The sequence below is a fragment of the Synechococcus sp. SynAce01 genome (assembly GCF_001885215.1).
Classification (GTDB): domain Bacteria; phylum Cyanobacteriota; class Cyanobacteriia; order PCC-6307; family Cyanobiaceae; genus Regnicoccus; species Regnicoccus frigidus.
Genome location: NZ_CP018091.1, coordinates 2,461,765 through 2,474,547 on the forward strand (window position 1 = coordinate 2,461,765; position 12,783 = coordinate 2,474,547).

Sequence of the window (12,783 nt, forward strand, 5' to 3'; positions counted from 1 at the left end):
CCATCCGGTCCTGCCCGTGCGCCGCAACAACGGAACCGATGGAGCTCAACCATTACCAAGTCCAGGCCCGTGCAACGGCCCGTTACCCCCAGGTGGGGGGCAATCCTATTTATCCCACCCTGGGTCTGTGCGGTGAGGCCGGTGAAGTCGCTGACAAGGTCAAGAAGGTCCTCCGCGACCAAGGCGGCGTCTTCGACAGCGCGGCACTCGAGAGTATCAAGTTGGAGCTTGGCGATGTGCTCTGGTACGTCGCCCAGCTCTCCAGTGAATTCGGCTTCGACCTTGCCGAGGTGGCCAGCGCCAATTTGCTCAAACTGGCCAGCCGGGCCGAGCGCGACGTGATCGGCGGCAGCGGCGACCAGCGCTGAACAACCAACTGCAGAGCAACCACTGCAGAAGCTTGATTCCCGCGAAGATGGGCCTGAGTGGGCCAGCCTGCTCTTGATCTTCGCTGGCCTGACCCTTCTTGGCCCGATTCGATGCCTGCTCAAAGCCACCCAAATCAACCGTCCCTTTGGGGCTTCCCCAGCCCGTTTCAGGCCGCCTTTGTTACCGTTTTGTTGGCGGCTTTCTGGCTGCTGGTAGTGCCGATTGCACCGGCGCTGGCCGCCGATCTTGCCGTCACTGAGATCAGCCTTGAGCCTTGTCCTGCTGAGGATGCCGGGGCCCAGCCCGAGCTGCGGCGCCCGGTGGGTGCCAGTTGTTATGCCCTGCGGGGGGTGGTGACTAACCCAGGTTCAAGGCCTGTGGTGGACACCGACTTGTTCGCCCAGATCCTCGATGCCAGTGGCGAGCCCGTGCTGCAGAACCGCAGCAGGGTGGGATCGATCGGGGATGTGCCACCAGGGCCAATGTCGTTCGCTTTGCGCCTGGCGGTGCCGGCAGCGACTCCAGGTCCGTTGCAGGTGAGCAAAGCCAAGGCCCGGGGCTTCAAGGAGCCGGTTCGGGTGCGGGCCCAAGCCGGTGAGGAGCTGCTGCCCTTGGAGCTCGATGTGTCTTGAGCTCTGAGGCCTCAGAAGCCAAGACCACCAGAGGGCAGCGAGGCGCTGAGGCTACCGAGCAAATCCTGGGCCAGGCTGAGGGTGATGAAGGCGATGATCGCGGAGAGGTCAAGGCCGCCCAGGGGCGGGATCAGACCGCGGAAGGCATTGAGGTAAGGATCGGTGATCGAGCTGACTGTGGCCAGCACCGGATTGCTCCAGTCAAGATTGGGGAACCAGCTCAACAGCACCCTGACCAGGAGCACCAGGCTGTAGATGATCAGGGTCTGGGCCAGGACGGCAAAGATCGAGCTGAGAATGGACACGGTTCTCGTCAGAACAAAGTTCAGGCTCCGACTCTATGCAGCTTTGTCCCCATCCCTTGGCAGCCGAGCTGATTCAGCCGATGGCAGTGAGGCTGATGGAGAGGCCACAGGCTTGGCGGCCAAGGCTTCCTGGAGTTCGTCTTTGACAGCGAAGGTGCGATGGAATTTTTCGCTGAGGCTGACCCAGTAGGAACGCCCCTCACTCTGGCGGCGCCGTTCGATGAAGTTCTGGGCCATCAGTTCCTTGATGTGGTCGTAGGCCCCCGACCCCCTCAGTTCCACCAGGTCGGATTGAAGAATGCGCTTTTTCAGGGCGATGGTGGCCAGGGTGCGCAGGGTGGCGGTGCTCAGTTCGACGGGAAGCAGATTGCGAACCAGATCGCCCAGGCTCTCGCGCAGCTGCAGGCTGTAGCGCGGGCCCTCCTGGCTGATCTCCAGGGCCGTGTCGCGGTGGGCGTAGTCGGCCATCAGGGTGATCAGGGCCAGCTCCACCTCTTGCCTGGTCACCACGTCTGGCTGGTCGCGGCTGGCGATCTCAGCCAGCTCGCTGATGGCCATCGGCCTGCCTTTGAGGTAGAGGATCGCCTCCAACCGGGCGGCCAGGGAGATGGACTCGGCCGCTGACCCCGCTTGATGGGGCGCCCCAGCCCTTATGGCAGCCAGTGGCTGCTTTGGGACGGGCTGATTGGCTCCTCGGTCTTGCTCGCTCGACACCGGCCTTCACCCGCAGAGCTCTGCCGGCAACGTACCGCAGCTGTTCCGGCTCAGGCCACCACGGGAATCGGGCGGTGGGTGGCCCCGAGAAACAAGGCATAGGCGGGATTGCCGGTTTCCTCCCAGTGGCGGTAGCCCAGTCCAGAGAGGAACGCCTGCCAGGCGTCGCGTTCGCCATCGGCCACCTGAACGCCCACCACGATCCGGCCGACGTCGGCGCCCTGGTTCCTGTAATGGAAAATGCTGATCGTCCAGTTGGGGTGGAGGGCGCTGACGAAGGCCATCAGCGCCCCGGGCCGCTCCGGAAATTCGAAGCGATACAGCAGCTCCTCACTGTTATCGGGTGGAGTGTGGGCCACCGCTTGGGGCAAGCGGCCGCCCACCATGTGACGCAGGTGCAGCTTGGCCAGCTCGTTGCGGCTCAGATCCAGGCAGGCGAAGCCTCCACCGCGCAGCTGTTCGATCAGTTGCTTGGTGTCGCTTCTGCCGCTGATCTGCACCCCCAGAAAGATCTGGGCCACGTTGGGATCCGCCATCCGGTAGCTGAATTCAGTCAGGCTGCGCTGGCCGAGTTGCTCACAGAGCCGGCGAAGACTGCCGGTGCGCTCGGGGATCTCCACCGCCAGCATCGCTTCGCGTTCTTCGCCCAACTCGGCCCGCTCGGCTACGAAGCGCAGGCGATCGAAATTCATGTTGGCGCCGCAGGCCACCGCCACCAGAGTGCGCCCTTGCAGTCCACGCCGCTGCACATCGGCCTTCAGGCCGGCCACGGCCAGGGCACCGGCGGGCTCAAGGATCGAGCGGGTGTCCTCGAACACGTCCTTGATCGCCGCACAGATCGCATCGGTGTTCACCGTCACCATGGCGTCCACGTAGCGCTGGGCCAGCTCAAAGGTGTGAACGCCCACTTCGCGCACCGCCACGCCGTCGGCGAACAAGCCGACCTGCTCTAAGCACACCCGCTTGCCGGCGGCCAGCGAGCGGGTCATGGCGTCGGCATCCACCGGCTCCACCCCGATGATCTCCACCTTGGGCCAGACGCTCTTGACATAGGCGGCAATGCCGGCGATCAAGCCCCCGCCGCCGACAGCCACGTAGATCGCGTCAGGGGGAGGCGAGGCCTGCCGCAGGATTTCAAGGCCAACGGTGCCCTGGCCGGCGATCACCTCGGGATCATCAAAGGGGTGGATGAAGCTGAGCTGCCGGCTGGCCTCCAGCCGCCGGGCTTCCAGGTAGGCCTCGTCATAGGTGTCGCCATGCAGAACCACCTCGGCGCCGCGGGCCGTCACGGCGCGCACTTTCATCTCCGGGGTGGTGAGCGGCATCACGATCACCGCCCGGCAACCCAGTTTGCCGGCGGCCAGCGCCACCCCCTGGGCATGGTTGCCGGCACTGGCGGCGATCACACCCCGCTCCAGCTCACTGGCAGAGAGGTGGACCATGCGGTTGTAGGCGCCGCGCAGCTTGAACGAAAAGACCGGCTGGAGGTCCTCCCGCTTGAGCAGCACCGTGTTGCCCAGCCGAAGCGAAAGGTTCGGGGCCGGATCGAGTGGCGACTCGATCGCCACGTCGTAGACCCGGGCCCGCAGGATGCGCTGCAGATAGTCGTCCATGGGCCCAGTGTGGCAACCGCCGCTTCAGGAAAGGTGACCAGGAGACCCGACCCCTGAAGGCAACCCGTAGATTGACTGTTACAGAACAGGGCGGGGCATGCATCTCAGTGAGCTGAGCCATCCCAATCAACTGCACGGGTTGACCATTGGCGAACTCGAAGCCCTTGCCAGGCAGATCCGGGAGAAACACCTGGAGGTGGTGTCCACCAGCGGTGGTCACCTCGGACCGGGCCTGGGGGTGGTGGAACTCACCCTGGCCCTCTACCAGACCCTCGATCTCGACATCGACCGGGTGGCCTGGGATGTGGGCCATCAGGCCTATCCCCACAAGCTGATCACGGGCCGCTACAGCCAGTTCCACACCCTGCGCAAGCAGGGCGGGGTCGCGGGCTACCTGAAACGCGCCGAGAGCCGCTTCGACCATTTCGGTGCTGGTCATGCCTCCACCAGCATTTCGGCGGCCCTGGGCATGGCCCTGGCCCGTGACCGCCGTGGCGAAGACTTCAAATGCGTGGCCGTGATCGGCGATGGTGCCCTCACCGGTGGCATGGCCCTCGAGGCGATCAACCATGCCGGCCACCTGCCCAGGACCCGGCTGCTGGTGGTGCTCAACGACAACGACATGTCGATCTCACCGCCGGTGGGCGCCCTCTCCACGTACCTCAACCGCATGCGGCTGAGCCCGCCGTTGCAGTTCCTCTCCGGCAGCGCTGAGGAGGCGGTGAAGAATCTGCCTTTCCTGCACGGCGAGCTGCCGACTGAGCTCAAGACGCTCAAAGAGAGCATGAAGCGGCTGGCGGTGCCCAAGGTGGGCGCTGTCTTTGAAGAACTCGGCTTCACCTATATGGGCCCGGTCGATGGCCACGACATCGCCGAGATGGTGCGCACCTTCCAGGCGGCCCACCGCTGTGATGGGCCGGTACTGGTTCATGTGGTCACCACCAAGGGCAAGGGCTACCCCTACGCCGAGGCCGACCAGGTGGGCTATCACGCCCAGTCGGCGTTCGATCTCAAAACGGGCAAGGCCTTCCCGTCGAGCAAGCCGAAGCCTCCGAGCTACAGCAAGGTGTTCGGCCAGACCCTGGTGAAGCTCTGCGAGCACGACCCCACGGTTGTGGGGATCACGGCCGCGATGGCCACCGGCACTGGCCTCGACCTACTCGAGAAGGCGCTGCCAAGCCAGTACTTCGACGTCGGCATCGCCGAGCAGCATGCCGTGACGATGGCGGCCGGCATGGCCACCGCCGGCCTCAAGCCGGTGGTGGCGATCTACAGCACCTTCCTGCAACGGGCCTTCGACCAGCTGATTCACGATGTGGGCATCCAGAAGCTGCCGGTCACCTTCGTGCTCGATCGCGCCGGCATCGTTGGCGCCGATGGCCCCACCCACCAGGGTCAGTACGACATCAGCTATCTGCGCGCCGTCCCCAACTTCACGGTGATGGCCCCCAAGGATGAGGCCGAACTGCAGCGCATGCTCGTCACCTCGATTCACCACAACGGCCCCTGCGCGCTGCGCATTCCCCGCGGGGAAGGCGAGGGCGTGCCCCTGGCCGAAGAAGGCTGGGAGCCGCTGGAGATCGGCCGCGGTGAGCAGCTGGCCGATGGCGATGACCTGCTGATCGTCGCCTACGGCGCCATGGTGGCTCCGGCCATGGCCACCGCTGGACTGCTCCAGGAAGACGGCGTGCGGGCGGCGGTCGTCAATGCCCGCTTCCTGCGCCCGCTTGATCAAGACCTGATCCTGCCGCTGGCACGGCGCATCGGCCGGGTGGTGACCATGGAAGAAGGAGCCTTGCCTGGCGGTTTCGGTGCCGCAGTGGTGGAAAGCCTCAACGACAACGAGGTGTTGGTGCCTGTCTTGCGGATCGGCATTCCCGACCAGCTGGTGGATCACGCCAGCCCTGACCAGAGCAAACAGGCCCTCGGGCTCACCCCGCCCCAGATGGCGGAGCGCATCTGCCAGCGTTTCGGCCTTGCCCTCAAGCGCCAGCCGTTGGCGGTTTGAGCCCAGCTGAGCAACTCCGTTGCCAGGTGCTGGTGGTGGGCTGTGGCCCCGCCGGTGGCGAGCTGGCCAGGGGTCTGGCCAGACATCAGCTGGATGTGCTGCTTGTCGACAGGTTGCCCGATCTGCGCCGGGCTGCCTTCAGTAGCGCCGCCTTGCCGATCGGGGCCATCGAGCAGTTCGGCCTGCCAGCTGAACTGGTGGCCAGTCGCTGGAACGGCTGGCAGTTGCATGGCCCCGCCGGCGGCCGTTGGCGCTGGCAGGCCGAGCGGCCCTTGGGGGGCGTTCTCGATTTCGGTGCGCTGCGCCAGTGGTTGGCGGCGGAATGTGTGGGCTGGGGCGGGGCGCTGCGCCTGGGAACCCAGGCCCTGGCCTGCGCGCCGGATCAGGAGCGGATGGTCACCAGGCTGCGTCAGGCCGATGGTCGCAGCCTGGAGGTGACCAGCGACTGGGTGGTGGATGCCAGCGGTCAGCAGCGGTCGTTGATCGGTGAACCGGCGGCTGACGCCGATCCCCTGGTCTGCGGTCTCGGGGCCGAATGGTTGATGGAAGTTCCGCTGAGCACTTGGCAGGCCTGGTCGGAGCGGCTGAGCTTCTTCCTTGGCAGCGACTGGATGCCCCAGGGGTATGGCTGGGTGTTTCCGATGCAGCCAGGGCGCCTGAAGCTGGGGGTCTGCCGGCTGGAGAGTGAGAAGCCAGGTTCTGGGCCGGGAGCCTCAGCGCTGGGGCCCTGGATGGAGAGGCTGTTGCAGCGCTGCGGCCTCGAGGAGGCTCGCGTGATCGATCGCCATGGCGGCCGAATCCGTAGCAGTGTCGGGCGCCGGGATCGCCATCGCCGCGGTCGGCTGCTGGCCCTTGGGGATGGCATCAGCACCGCCAACCTGCTGGGCGGCGAGGGCATTCGCCACGCCATGACCAGTGGCCGCCTGCTGGTGGATCCGCTGCGGGAGGCCCTGGCTGGTTCGCCGGCCCGGCTGAACAGCTATCCAGCTCGCTTGCGCCAGGAACTGGGCTGGCGTTGGGGATTGAGCGGCCGATTGGCCCGCCGCACCTGGCTGGGCCTGGTGGACCAGAGGGCCGACCGGCGGCTGGAGCGACTGCTGCGGGGGCTCCATCAAACCAGCAGGGCAGAGGATCTCTCCGCCCTGCTGTTCGACTATCGCTTTGAGCGCTATGGCCTCAAAGCCTTGCCCTACCTGCTGGGCTGGCGCTGAGCGCTGCGCCGTTGAAGGGGTTCCCGGTGAACCGTTAAAGGGGGTCGTCGTGTTTCAGAGCACGCCGCGAGAAGCGAGCCCCTGGATCACGCCGATGCCGAAGATGTGTCCGAGGCTAGTGGTGCCGAGCACGGCCCCGATCCCGAAACCTCCGAAGAATTGGGGGTTGGGCATGGCCGGCCCTGCTGACGGGACATTGATGGTGGCCTTGCCGATCGCGATCGCAACGACGTTGCAGACGATCATCACCAGGGCCACCTTGGGGGACCAAGTGAATGAAGCGGGGGCCATGGCCAGGAGCGGAGCGAGCATCGCGGAGCAGTGAGTGTCGGCCCATCTTCCGGGGGAATCGGGCGGCGGTCACGGCCGCTTAAGACTTGTTCATCGGAGTGCTCGCCTGCTCCGTCGCCGGCTTCGCTGCCTTGCCGACGCCACTGAACCCCAGCAGGATCATCAGGTTGCCGACCGTCAGCAACGATTCGGCGCCGCCGTGGAGGGCGTCCACATCAGCCAGCTGCTGCCCGAAGCGCTGTTCAGCGACCACGGCGGCCACGATCGTCACGGCCACGAACACCAAGGTGAACTGGAACCCCCGCAGGGCCAGCGGTGGCATCCGCCCACTACGCCCCGCCCAGCGCAGAAATGCCAGGTAGGGAAGCAGCGAGATCACGAACAGAGGGCCAGGATCAATCGCTGCCAGAGATTCCAGCAAGGCGATGCCCGGTCCAGCTGGAAGCAGGCTCATGGCTGGGGCTCGGCGGGCAGCAGGTTCCAGGCGGCGGCGGCGAGGGCCAAATTGCCCATCAGGGTGGTGAAGGCCTGCAGCACCACCAGGCCCTTGAGGGCATCGGGATTGTCGAACAGGTGCCAGGTGCAGGCCGCCATGGCGCTGACCAGTGCCGGCAGCATCGCCAGGGCGATCCAGCGCCATTGCGGCTCATCCCGCCTCTCCCCCCAGAAGGTGATCGCCACGATCGCCAGAGCCCACTCCAGCACCGAGGCGATGTGGATCCACCAGGTGGGCAGGGACAGGGCATGCATGTCTCCCGCCGTCGAAGATTCCGTAATGTACGAAGCCTTGAACTCGGGCTGTGGCGCCCGAGCGGCCAGACAAGCGGATGCGATGCTGCGCCCTCCCACTTCCACACCCAGCCTGGTGGACCCGTCCCCTGCCGACCCGACGAGGGCTGCATCAGCCGCGGCTGATCCCAGGGTGTTGCTTTGCGGCTACTACGGCGAGCACAACCTTGGCGATGACGCCCTGTTGGAGGCCCTGTTAGGCCAACTCCCGGCTGGAATCGTGCCGGTTGTCACGGCGTTCGACCAGGCTGAGATCGAGCGCTGCTTCGCACTGGAAACCACCCAGCGGCGCCAGTTGCCGGCGGTGCTGGCAGCCCTGGGCTCCTGCCGGGCCTTGGTGCTCGGCGGAGGCAGCCTGCTTCAGGACTCCACCAGCTTCCGCAGCTTGCTGTATTACGCCGCCTTGATCCTGGCGGCCCGTTTGAGACGCAAACCCGTTCTGCTCTGGGGCCAGGGGTTGGGGCCCCTGAGCAGGCGTCGCAGCCGCCTGTTGGTCCGCTCTTTGTTGCCCTTGGTGCAGGCGATCAGCTGGCGCGACGCCGCCTCAGCGCAGCTGGCCTCAAGCTGGGGCCTCCAAGGAGACGTGGCTGCAGACCCTGTCTGGTCGCTGCCGGCCCAGGTGTGGCAGGGGGCTGGTGGGCCGATTGTGCTCTGCTGGCGACCCAGCGTTCTACTGGAGGGCCGCCAGTGGAGCCCGCTGCTGGAGGCTGTGGATAGCTTGGCGGCAGGGTGCGAGCGGCAGGTGATCTGGTTGCCCTTCCACCGCGATCAAGATCGCGGCCTGCTCTGCCGCCTGGCAGCCGAGGGCCTCGTGCCCGAACGGCTGCTGCAGCGCAGCGAAGAGCGCCAGATCGATCACCCTGCTGCTGCTTCAGACCTGTTCAGTGGCGCTGGGCTGGTGGTGGCGATGCGCCTGCATGGCCTGATCCTGGCCGCGCTCGCCGGCGCCCCCTGCGTGGCGCTCAGTTACGACCCGAAGGTGGCTGCCGCAGCCGGTGCAATCGACTGCCCCTGCCAGGATCTTGACCAGGCTGTAACGGCCAAAGACTTGCGGATGAGCTGGGAGCAGCAACTGGACCGGCCGTCATTACCAAACAAAATCGCTGAATTGCGAGCCAGTACCGCCATTCACGCAAAGCTCCTGAATCGCTGGCTAAAACCAGAACTGTTGTGAAGCTGGATTAAAACCAACAGAACCCAAAACTAATCAGGTGCTGTTGGATCGTGGATGACTGCAACTCAAATCAGATTTTGGACAGGTCGATGCCCAGCTCGCGGGCATAGGCCCCGAGACCTTTTTTCTGAATGGTGCGCAGCGTGCTGGTGGCGACGCGCAGCTTCAACCAACGCTTGCCTTCAGCCCACCAAAGGCGGCGCTCCTGAAGGTTCACCTGCTGGAGTTTCTTGGTGCGCACGTGGGAATGGCTGACGGCCATGCCGTTGTTGGCGCGCTTGCCGGTGAGTTGACAAACCCGGGACATGACAATCAATTCAGACACGACAACTGGGCACAAGCCCAACCAACACTTTATCAAAGGGTGGTGGATCTCTTGCTGGAGTGCCCGAAAGGTCCGGCAAGAGATCCTGCGGCGATCAGAAGCCTCGTTGCATCAGCCGCCCCATCAGATCGGCGCTGCGCTGCTGGAAGCCAGCCAGCTCCTGGGGTTCCAGACCGCCCACGGAGAGACGGGCCATCTCATAGATATGGCGGGTGAGCTCGTCAGCAAGCTGGCGCGTGGGTGAGGTGCCGCCGCCGGTGATCACGGCTCCGGACGAGAGCTTGAGCACCCCTTCAACGAGCGGGTGCCGGCGGTTGATCAGCAGCACGTGATGGTCGGGCAGGCCCGGCAACCGTTGCTCCATCAGGGCTCCCATGTCGTTGAGGCGGCGCATCTGCTCGGGCAACAGGATCAGGGCCGCAGGGGCGCTTTCACCCTTGAGTGCCTGCACCTGCAGGGTCACCTTGTCGTTGGCCAGGGCTTCTTTGAACAGGCTGCGCAGTTGCTCGGAACTGTCCTTGCCCTCGGCGTCGGTGATGCCGCTGTCTTCCTCCTGCAGGCTCTCGTCAAGTTCGGCATCGACGCGCCGGAAGGTGAGGTCCTCATGGCGCGCTTCGAGCCAAGGGATGAACTGGGCGTCAATGAGTGAATCGGCCAGCAGCACTTCGGCCCCCTGCCCCTTCCACAGCGCCAGGGGTCCGGCCTGGCCGGCCTCATCGGTGCAGTAGAGCACCCGTTTGTCGTTGTCTGCCGGCAGGCGGCTGCGGTAATCGGCCAGGGTGGTGAAGGCCGACTCCGCGGTGGTGCCGAACAACACCAGATCCGCTACCTGTTCGGCGAACTTCTCGTCTTCCATGGCGCCGATCTTGATGAACGGCGCAATCCCCTCCCAGATTTCGTTGTAACGCTCGGGCTCGTCGCGATGCAGCTGCTTGAGGCGATCGCCCACCTTCTTGGCCACGAAGCCACCGATCGAGCGAACACGCCGGTCGGTCTGCAGGGCGCTGCGGCTCACGTTCAGAGGGATGTCGGGTGAATCAATCACGCCGCGCAAGGGCAGCAGGTAGCGGGGCACCACTTCCTTGATCGAATCGCTGACAAACACCTGGTTGCAGTACAGCCGGATCTCGCCTTTCTCCCAATCACCGCGACCGGTCAGTTTTGGAAAATAGAGAATGCCCTGAAGGTTGTAGGGGTAATCGGTGCTGAGGTGAACCCAGAGCAGCGGATCGCCTTGAAAGGGGTAAAGATAGCGATAGAGCTCGATGTAGTCCTTGTCGGTGAGATCACGGGCGCTCTGCCGCCAGGGAGCCTGACGCTTGTTCACCGTTTCGCCTTCCAGCTGCACTTCTACGGGCAGGAAGTCGCAGTAGGTGGTGATCAATGCCCTGATTCTTGCGGGCTCGATATATTCGAGTTCCTCTTCCTGCATGTGCAGGATGATGTCAGTTCCCGGTGTGTCTCGCTCGCCTTCTTCAAGGCTAAAATTGGGAGAGCCATCACAGCTCCAGCGCACCGCCTCCGCTTCTGGGCGAGCGCTCAGCGAAACCAGTTCCACCTTGGCGGCAACCATGAAGCTGGAATAGAAGCCAAGCCCGAAATGGCCGATGATCGCATCATCTTCGCGTTTGTATTTCTCAAGAAATTCTTCGGCGCTGGAGAAGGCCACCTGATTGATGTAGCGCTTCACTTCATCGCGCGACATACCAATGCCGTTGTCGCTGATGGTGACAGTTTTGTTCTCCCGGTCGATGCGGATCTGGATCTTGCCTTCTTCGCCCTCGCTGCAATCACCGGCCATCGCCGCCATACGGCGCTTGCTGATCGCATCAACGCCATTGCTCACCAGCTCCCGCAGGAACACCTCATGGCCTGAATAGACGGCCTTCTTGATGATCGGGAAAATGTTCTCGGTGTGGATCTGAATCTGGCCCTGTTCCAGCACCGTCATGGGATCGAAGAAAAAAGATTCAGCAAGGAGACCTTAGGAAAGGGGCGCCGGGCCCATCAAGCCCGGCCAGGGAGGGGTGACCGAACCCTTAACCCGTCCACTAGAGCCCGGCGAACCACTCGTAGCCCTTGTCTTCCCAGGTGCCGCTGCGCGTTTCCAGGGTGGCGATCACCTGGAGGCGGGTGACCCATTTGCTGAGCTTGTAGCCGAGCTTGATCGGCGTGGCCAGGCGCACAGGCGCTCCGTTGACCACCGGCAGCGGTGCCCCGTTCATGCCCGTGGCCAGCAGGGTCTGGGGGTGTAGGGCTGCGGCGATATCCCAGGTGGAGAAGTACTGGTCGGCTGAATCAATCGCCAGATAGCCGCCCAGGCTGGAGATCCCCGCCAGGCTGAGCACATCGGCCAGGCGCACCCCCGACCAGGCCACGATCGCCGCCCAGCCCTCCACGCAGACATGGCGGATGACGAAATCATGCTGGGGCAACGCCGCCAGATCGGCCAGGCTCAAGTTCAGCGGCTGGCTCACCAGTCCATCGACCTGCAGCCGGTAGCTCTCTGGATCCAGCCGGGGAACTCCGTTGAAGCTATTGACCAGAAGTGCGTCTGGATCCACTTGATCACGGCGGAATTCCGGCACCGGATTCCGGCTCTGCATCAGGGCCTCGATGCGTTCATTCAGTGGTTGGGTGGCGTTGCCCACGGCTTTGCTGAGGCCGTTCAAGGCGCAGCCTCCTAGCAGCAGCGAGGAGCCGCCACTGACGCCAAGACCCAGCCATTGGCGCCGCTTCACAGAAACATCCCGCGCAGCAGGCGCAAGCCACCAACCCGCCAGGAGAGAACCGCATGGCTGATCGTGAGCAGGAGCATGGCGGGGATCGTGGCCAGATGGCTGACGCGCAGGGTCTGCCAACTGCTGATCCCGAGAGGTTCGGCGAAGCTGAACAGACCCGATAACCACCAGAACTGGGCCGGCTTGTACATGGCCAGGCCTGTGATCAGGCTGAAACCCAGTACCACCAGCATCAGGCTGTACACCAGGCGATGGGCCGAGAGCCGCCGTTTCTGGCGGTTTTCGCTGGCGCGCAGCCGCTCAAGATCGCCCGCATCGGCCAGGCGCCGCCGGCGTTGGTCGAAGAGCAGGACGATCCAGACCGCGAGATTGGCGGCGTAGAGGCCCATCAAGCCGAAGTGCCAGTCCCGGCCCCCTGCCAGCCAGCCCCCCAGGGTGAACAGCTCCGGCACGGTGGCTCCCTCGCGGCCGCCGAACACCGGATTGGCGTTATAGATCTGCAGGCCGCTGCCGGCCATCAGCAGCAGCACGGCCAGATCAAGGACATGAAGAACCCGGGTCCAGCCGGGCATTCCCCGAATCGGGGCAAGCTTTCGGGCCGTGGCCATCGC

At 64.6% G+C, this 12,783-nt stretch carries 15 protein-coding genes; 5 read left to right on the forward strand and 10 right to left on the reverse strand.

The genetic code is table 11. From position 1 onward, the window contains the following. Positions 1-38 precede the first annotated feature (38 nt). The gene (locus BM449_RS12810; RefSeq protein WP_071801544.1) at positions 39-368 is read left to right on the forward strand and encodes a nucleoside triphosphate pyrophosphohydrolase family protein; all 330 of its coding nucleotides are present in this window, start codon (positions 39-41) and stop codon (positions 366-368) included. Positions 369-557: 189 nt separating this feature from the next. Continuing rightward, positions 558-1,001, forward strand: a complete 444-nt coding sequence (locus tag BM449_RS12815; RefSeq protein ID WP_071801545.1) for a hypothetical protein — start codon at positions 558-560, stop codon at positions 999-1,001. 11 nt (positions 1,002-1,012) lie between these two features. On the opposite strand, the gene BM449_RS12820 is transcribed toward BM449_RS12815, so the two are convergent. The 3 genes from BM449_RS12820 to ilvA all read right to left on the reverse strand — a co-directional run bounded on the left by BM449_RS12820 (position 1,013) and on the right by ilvA (position 3,633). Continuing rightward, on the reverse strand, positions 1,013-1,306 hold the full coding sequence (locus BM449_RS12820; protein ID WP_071801546.1) for a YggT family protein: 294 nt from the start codon (positions 1,304-1,306) through the stop codon (positions 1,013-1,015). Positions 1,307-1,339: 33 nt separating this feature from the next. Beyond that, on the reverse strand, positions 1,340-1,897 hold the full coding sequence (scpB, locus tag BM449_RS12825; RefSeq protein ID WP_259734818.1) for an SMC-Scp complex subunit ScpB: 558 nt from the start codon (positions 1,895-1,897) through the stop codon (positions 1,340-1,342). A 173-nt stretch (positions 1,898-2,070) separates the two neighbouring features. Beyond that, positions 2,071-3,633 (reverse strand): threonine ammonia-lyase, biosynthetic, encoded by a 1,563-nt coding sequence (ilvA, locus tag BM449_RS12830; RefSeq protein ID WP_071801547.1) that lies wholly within the window; start codon positions 3,631-3,633, stop codon positions 2,071-2,073. Positions 3,634-3,730: 97 nt separating this feature from the next. Between ilvA and dxs the strand changes: the two genes are divergently transcribed. Together dxs and BM449_RS12840 are read left to right on the forward strand one after the other, a co-directional pair. Continuing rightward, entirely contained in the window at positions 3,731-5,641 is a 1,911-nt protein-coding gene (gene dxs / locus BM449_RS12835; protein WP_071801548.1) for a 1-deoxy-D-xylulose-5-phosphate synthase, read from the forward strand. Beyond that, positions 5,638-6,852 carry an NAD(P)/FAD-dependent oxidoreductase gene (locus BM449_RS12840; protein ID WP_233830764.1) on the forward strand — a complete coding sequence of 405 codons (1,215 nt, stop codon included), beginning with the start codon at positions 5,638-5,640 and terminating at the stop codon, positions 6,850-6,852. The genes dxs and BM449_RS12840 overlap by 4 nt, the downstream gene beginning before the upstream one ends. Positions 6,853-6,906: 54 nt before the next feature. On the opposite strand, the gene psaK is transcribed toward BM449_RS12840, so the two are convergent. The 3 genes from psaK to BM449_RS12855 are packed head-to-tail and all read right to left on the reverse strand — an operon-like array spanning position 6,907 to position 7,893. Further along, positions 6,907-7,164 (reverse strand): photosystem I reaction center subunit PsaK, encoded by a 258-nt coding sequence (psaK, locus tag BM449_RS12845; protein ID WP_071801550.1) that lies wholly within the window; start codon positions 7,162-7,164, stop codon positions 6,907-6,909. Positions 7,165-7,222: 58 nt separating this feature from the next. Beyond that, positions 7,223-7,597 carry a DUF3593 domain-containing protein gene (locus tag BM449_RS12850; RefSeq protein WP_071801552.1) on the reverse strand — a complete coding sequence of 125 codons (375 nt, stop codon included), beginning with the start codon at positions 7,595-7,597 and terminating at the stop codon, positions 7,223-7,225. Beyond that, the gene (locus tag BM449_RS12855; RefSeq protein WP_071801554.1) at positions 7,594-7,893 is read right to left on the reverse strand and encodes a DUF2499 domain-containing protein; all 300 of its coding nucleotides are present in this window, start codon (positions 7,891-7,893) and stop codon (positions 7,594-7,596) included. The genes BM449_RS12850 and BM449_RS12855 overlap by 4 nt, the downstream gene beginning before the upstream one ends. An 82-nt stretch (positions 7,894-7,975) precedes the next feature. Here BM449_RS12855 and csaB point away from each other — a divergent pair, with 82 nt between their 5' ends. Beyond that, positions 7,976-9,106, forward strand: coding sequence for a polysaccharide pyruvyl transferase CsaB (gene csaB / locus BM449_RS12860; protein ID WP_083544680.1), 1,131 nt, complete (start codon positions 7,976-7,978; stop codon positions 9,104-9,106). A gap of 70 nt (positions 9,107-9,176) precedes the next feature. On the opposite strand, the gene rpmB is transcribed toward csaB, so the two are convergent. The 4 genes from rpmB to BM449_RS12880 all read right to left on the reverse strand — a co-directional run bounded on the left by rpmB (position 9,177) and on the right by BM449_RS12880 (position 12,780). Next, positions 9,177-9,413 carry a 50S ribosomal protein L28 gene (rpmB, locus tag BM449_RS12865; protein ID WP_071801558.1) on the reverse strand — a complete coding sequence of 79 codons (237 nt, stop codon included), beginning with the start codon at positions 9,411-9,413 and terminating at the stop codon, positions 9,177-9,179. 112 nt (positions 9,414-9,525) lie between these two features. Further along, positions 9,526-11,382: a molecular chaperone HtpG gene (gene htpG / locus BM449_RS12870; RefSeq protein ID WP_071801559.1), complete on the reverse strand. Its 1,857-nt coding sequence runs from the start codon at positions 11,380-11,382 to the stop codon at positions 9,526-9,528. A gap of 100 nt (positions 11,383-11,482) precedes the next feature. Beyond that, a complete protein-coding gene (locus tag BM449_RS12875; RefSeq protein ID WP_233830767.1) occupies positions 11,483-12,172 on the reverse strand; it encodes a molybdopterin-dependent oxidoreductase in 690 nt (229 codons plus the stop codon). Next, complete coding sequence (locus BM449_RS12880) at positions 12,169-12,780, reverse strand: cytochrome b/b6 domain-containing protein (RefSeq protein ID WP_071801560.1); 612 nt, start codon at positions 12,778-12,780, stop codon at positions 12,169-12,171. The genes BM449_RS12875 and BM449_RS12880 overlap by 4 nt, the downstream gene beginning before the upstream one ends. Positions 12,781-12,783: the final 3 nt, after the last annotated feature.

What these genes read in the sequence shown, in the direction of transcription:
- BM449_RS12810 (WP_071801544.1), top strand. Translation starts at nt 39, where the DNA reads ATGGAGCTCAACCATTACCAAGTCCAGGCCCGTGCAACGGCCCGTTAC.
- ilvA (WP_071801547.1), bottom strand. Translation starts at nt 3,633, where the DNA reads ATGGACGACTATCTGCAGCGCATCCTGCGGGCCCGGGTCTACGACGTG.
- dxs (WP_071801548.1), top strand. Translation starts at nt 3,731, where the DNA reads ATGCATCTCAGTGAGCTGAGCCATCCCAATCAACTGCACGGGTTGACC.
- psaK (WP_071801550.1), bottom strand. Translation starts at nt 7,164, where the DNA reads ATGCTCGCTCCGCTCCTGGCCATGGCCCCCGCTTCATTCACTTGGTCC.
- BM449_RS12850 (WP_071801552.1), bottom strand. Translation starts at nt 7,597, where the DNA reads ATGAGCCTGCTTCCAGCTGGACCGGGCATCGCCTTGCTGGAATCTCTG.
- BM449_RS12855 (WP_071801554.1), bottom strand. Translation starts at nt 7,893, where the DNA reads ATGCATGCCCTGTCCCTGCCCACCTGGTGGATCCACATCGCCTCGGTG.
- csaB (WP_083544680.1), top strand. Translation starts at nt 7,976, where the DNA reads ATGCTGCGCCCTCCCACTTCCACACCCAGCCTGGTGGACCCGTCCCCT.
- rpmB (WP_071801558.1), bottom strand. Translation starts at nt 9,413, where the DNA reads ATGTCCCGGGTTTGTCAACTCACCGGCAAGCGCGCCAACAACGGCATG.
- htpG (WP_071801559.1), bottom strand. Translation starts at nt 11,382, where the DNA reads ATGACGGTGCTGGAACAGGGCCAGATTCAGATCCACACCGAGAACATT.
- BM449_RS12880 (WP_071801560.1), bottom strand. Translation starts at nt 12,780, where the DNA reads ATGGCCACGGCCCGAAAGCTTGCCCCGATTCGGGGAATGCCCGGCTGG.